Genomic DNA, 4,377 nt, shown 5'->3' on the forward strand with positions numbered 1-4,377 from the left:
CCTTGTATCTGATGAGGAATATCGTCAACTTCAGCAAGATCTTTTGGTACAGCCTGATAGAGGTGACCTAATCAAGAATGGCGGTGGTATTCGCAAAGTACGTTGTGCTCAAGGTAACAAAGGGAAAAGTGGTGGGATACGGGTGATTTATTATTGGGTCACCGAGGATGATCAGATCTTTTTCTTAGTGGCTTATCCAAAATCAGTAAAAGATAATTTAACAGATAAGGAAACCGCCATTCTGCACCAACTCGTGAAGGAGCAATTTCATGGATAACAACTTATTTGATGACTTGGTTGCTTCAATCAAAGAAGCTGGAGCTATCAAACGTAAAGAAGTTAAAGCAAGCCGAGTTACAGAACTCGAATTGCCTGATATTAAAGAAGTACGTGAAAAAACTGGCTTGAGCCAAAATGAATTTGCTGCACGTCTACATATTAGCCCCCGTACCCTGCAAAATTGGGAACAGGGACGACGCTATCCAACTGGACCAGCAGCTACATTGATTCGAATTTTAGATGCTCACCCAAGCCTTATTTGAAAAAATTACTTAAAAAATGGGAGCTTAAGGCTCCCATTTTTATTTCGTATAAGGTGTATTATGTTAATTTTAGAAAATCTTCACTACTATTATTTTAAAATAAGCCTTATATCCAAGCATAAAACAAGGTTGTCTAGACTTCTTTTAACAGTAAAGTTATCATAAAACTGAATTTTATTTTTTAGGTAAGTTTATGCATTCTATCCGCATTCGTTAAGACACAACTATTTGCATAGTGACACTATTTTATAATGGTGGGCTTTTGTTGTGTCTTTAAGAATATATGCGGATATATAAAGTAAAAGTATGCTTAATTTATAAGTATGCTTTTAGTGCATAGTTTCCAGTTATAACTTAATTGACTAGCTATTTGTCCACCCTGTGGATGAATAGCTTTTTTTTTGGGAGGACACTGTGATGCTAGCTTTTGTTTTCACCTAAATCCTGTTTGCTGCATAAAAAATTTCAAGAGCTAAACAGGAGTAAATAAAAATGAGTTTAATTATTAAAGCGAGAAACATACGCTTGGATTATGCTGGGCGTGATGTTTTGGATATTGATGAATTGGAAATTCACTCTTATGACCGTATTGGTCTTGTGGGTGATAACGGAGCAGGAAAGAGTAGTTTACTCAAAGTACTTAATGGCGAAATTGTTTTAGCCGAAGCGACATTACAGCGTTTTGGTGATTTTGCACATATCAGCCAACTGGGCGGAATCGAAATAGAAACGGTCGAAGACCGGGCAATGTTATCTCGCCTTGGTGTTTCCAATGTACAAAACGACACAATGAGTGGCGGAGAGGAAACTCGTGCAAAAATTGCTGCCGCATTTTCCCAACAAGTACATGGCATTCTAGCGGATGAACCAACCAGCCACCTTGATCTCAATGGAATAGATCTACTTATTGGTCAACTTAAAGCATTTGATGGAGCATTACTTGTTATCAGTCATGACCGATATTTTCTTGATATGGTTGTAGACAAGATATGGGAGTTAAAAGACGGTAAAATTACGGAATATTGGGGTGGTTACTCGGATTACTTGCGTCAAAAAGAAGAAGAGCGACAACACCAAGCCGTAGAATATGAGCTGATGATGAAGGAACGGGAGCGATTAGAATCTGCTGTGCAAGAAAAACGCCAGCAAGCTAATCGATTAGACAATAAGAAAAAAGGAGAAAAATCCAAAAACTCTACCGAAAGTGCTGGACGACTTGGGCATGCAAAAATGACTGGCACCAAGCAAAGAAAACTGTATCAGGCAGCTAAGAGTATGGAAAAGCGTTTGGCTGCATTAGAAGATATTCAAGCACCAGAGCATTTGCGTTCTATTCGTTTTCGTCAAAGTTCAGCCCTAGAACTGCACAATAAGTTCCCGATTACGGCAGATGGTCTGAGCTTAAAATTTGGTAGCCGTACTATCTTTGATGACGCTAACTTTATAATACCGCTTGGCGCTAAAGTCGCTATAACTGGATCGAATGGAACAGGGAAAACGTCCTTGTTAAAAATGATATCAGAACGTGCTGATGGATTAACCATATCTCCAAAAGCTGAAATTGGCTACTTTACACAAACAGGATATAAATTTAACACGCATAAATCTGTGCTCTCCTTTATGCAGGAAGAGTGCGAGTACACAGTTGCGGAAATTCGTGCAGTATTGGCTTCAATGGGGATCGGAGCGAATGATATTCAAAAAAACTTATCCGACTTATCGGGAGGTGAAATCATCAAACTGCTTTTATCCAAAATGCTTTTAGGAAAATATAATATTTTGCTTATGGATGAACCAGGAAACTATCTTGACCTAAAAAGTATTGCCGCATTAGAAACAATGATGAAGTCCTATGCAGGAACTATTATCTTCGTATCTCATGACAAGCAATTGGTCGATAATATTGCTGACATTATCTACGAGATCAAAGACCACAAAATCATCAAGACTTTTGAGAGAGATTGTTAATGATAGCCAATCTAATCCGAACATTAATTATTGAACTCTTTAAAGGAAATTAAAAATGACAATTCAAGATATTCAATCACTTGCTGAAGCACACGGCTTGTTGCTTACGGACAAAATGAATTTCAATGAAATGGGCATTGATTTTAAGGTCGTTTTTGCTCTTGATACAAAGGGGCAACAATGGTTGCTGCGTATTCCTCGTCGTGATGGCATGAGGGAACAAATCAAGAAAGAAAAACGCATTTTAGAATTGGTAAAAAAACATCTTTCTGTAGAGGTTCCTGATTGGAGAATTTCATCTACAGAATTAGTGGCTTATCCCATACTTAAAGATAATCCTGTTTTAAATTTGGATGCTGAAACCTATGAAATAATTTGGAATATGGACAAAGATAGCCCGAAATACATAACATCTTTGGCAAAAACCTTATTTGAAATCCATAGTATTCCTGAAAAAGAAGTTCGGGAAAATGATTTGAAAATTATGAAACCTTCAGATTTAAGACCTGAAATAGCAAACAATTTGCAGTTAGTAAAATCTGAAATTGGTATAAGTGAGCAATTGGAAACCCGCTACAGAAAATGGTTGGATAATGATGTTCTATGGGCAGATTTCACCCAATTTATACATGGCGATTTATATGCTGGGCATGTACTAGCTTCAAAGGATGGAGCTGTTTCAGGCGTTATTGATTGGTCAACAGCCCATATAGATGACCCAGCGATTGATTTTGCTGGGCATGTAACTTTGTTTGGAGAAGAAAGCCTCAAAACTCTAATCATCGAGTATGAAAAACTAGGGGGTAAAGTTTGGAATAAACTATATGAACAGACTTTAGAAAGAGCAGCGGCCTCTCCTTTGATGTATGGTTTATTTGCCTTAGAAACTCAAAATGAAAGCCTTATCGTTGGAGCAAAAGCTCAGTTGGGAGTTATATAATTTAAAAATATGATTGCTGAGAACTGCCTTGTTTTGAAACTTGGTTGGCTTTAATTAGTTTTTAGTATTCTTTATAGAAAATGCCTCGATCAAGGGGCATTTCTAACAATCATTTAACATAAAATTTCTTATGTGAAGTAACCTGAATGCAGCGGTGCCCCATTGGGGGCGCGTTGAGATAAGCCTCTTTTAGATAACTTTAGCAACTCGATAGACAGTTGCAACTCCACAATTCACTGCTTTGGCAATTTCTTCCTTAGTCATATTGCCAACTACTAGCAATTCTTTTATTCGTTTATGTTTAGCCTCATTTGCCTTCTTGCCTGTTGGTTTGTAACCCGAACGTGCCAGGCCCTGCTTAATACGTTCTATACGTTTCTCATTGTCTAGGCGGGCCATTGTTGCCAGAAGATCAATCAACATATTGTTGATGAGTTCCAAGATTGAATGAGTAATGCTGTCACTGGTTTGAATCATTTGGTAGGTAGTAGGAAGATCTGCTACGACTAAACGAAGTCCCTTCTCCTGGATCCTGCGCTTCAGCTCTTGAAAATCTCGTTGGGTTAGGCGTGATAAGCGGTCAATACTTTCAACTAACAATGTGTCACCTTGATTTGCTTCTGACAGTAGCTTATTCAATTCAGGTCGGTCTAACTTCGTACCACTATAGTTTTCCACGTACACAATGGTTTCACCCAAATTCAAGTTTTGGTTTAGATCCTGAAGAATCTGCAAAGCCCTTTCTGCATCTTGATCTTTAGTTGAAGCTCGTAGATAAATACGTGTATTCATTTCTATCATTTAATCTTAATTCTATTAGATTAATGATAATACTATCATTTAATTATTGCATTAAGTCTAATGATAGATATTGTATGCGATTTGGCTCGCTATCATTCAGGTATACTCTTTTGATAAAAAAAGCAT

Annotated in this window: 5 protein-coding genes; 4 read left to right on the top strand and 1 reads right to left on the bottom strand. The window is 37.5% G+C overall.

Annotated elements, in window-relative coordinates:
- The 4 genes from HX743_RS15495 to HX743_RS15510 form a co-directional block, all read left to right on the top strand.
- The coding region (locus HX743_RS15495) for a type II toxin-antitoxin system RelE/ParE family toxin (protein ID WP_143228687.1) at positions 1 to 277 on the top strand (277 nt) is incomplete at its 5' end.
- On the top strand, positions 270 to 542 hold the full coding sequence (gene nadS, locus HX743_RS15500) for a NadS family protein (RefSeq protein WP_000369781.1): 273 nt from the start codon (positions 270 to 272) through the stop codon (positions 540 to 542). The genes HX743_RS15495 and nadS, both read left to right, overlap by 8 nt.
- A gap of 492 nt (positions 543 to 1,034) precedes the next feature.
- Positions 1,035 to 2,510, top strand: coding sequence for an ABC-F type ribosomal protection protein Msr(E) (gene msr(E) / locus HX743_RS15505; protein ID WP_000052512.1), 1,476 nt, complete (start codon positions 1,035 to 1,037; stop codon positions 2,508 to 2,510).
- A 55-nt stretch (positions 2,511 to 2,565) separates the two neighbouring features.
- A complete protein-coding gene (locus HX743_RS15510) occupies positions 2,566 to 3,450 on the top strand; it encodes an Mph(E) family macrolide 2'-phosphotransferase (protein WP_000155092.1) in 885 nt (294 codons plus the stop codon).
- A 189-nt stretch (positions 3,451 to 3,639) separates the two neighbouring features.
- Here HX743_RS15510 and HX743_RS15515 read toward each other — a convergent pair whose 3' ends face one another.
- The gene (locus HX743_RS15515; RefSeq protein WP_015060246.1) at positions 3,640 to 4,251 is read right to left on the bottom strand and encodes a recombinase family protein; all 612 of its coding nucleotides are present in this window, start codon (positions 4,249 to 4,251) and stop codon (positions 3,640 to 3,642) included.
- Positions 4,252 to 4,377: the final 126 nt, after the last annotated feature.

Source organism: Acinetobacter sp. Swhac1 (assembly GCF_013390985.1).
GTDB classification, from domain to species: Bacteria; Pseudomonadota; Gammaproteobacteria; order Pseudomonadales; family Moraxellaceae; genus Acinetobacter; species Acinetobacter towneri.

Excerpts from the sequence above, each read along its gene's own strand:
- nadS (WP_000369781.1), top strand. The coding sequence starts at position 270 with ATGGATAACAACTTATTTGATGACTTGGTTGCTTCAATCAAAGAAGCT.
- HX743_RS15510 (WP_000155092.1), top strand. The coding sequence starts at position 2,566 with ATGACAATTCAAGATATTCAATCACTTGCTGAAGCACACGGCTTGTTG.
- HX743_RS15515 (WP_015060246.1), bottom strand. The coding sequence starts at position 4,251 with ATGATAGAAATGAATACACGTATTTATCTACGAGCTTCAACTAAAGAT.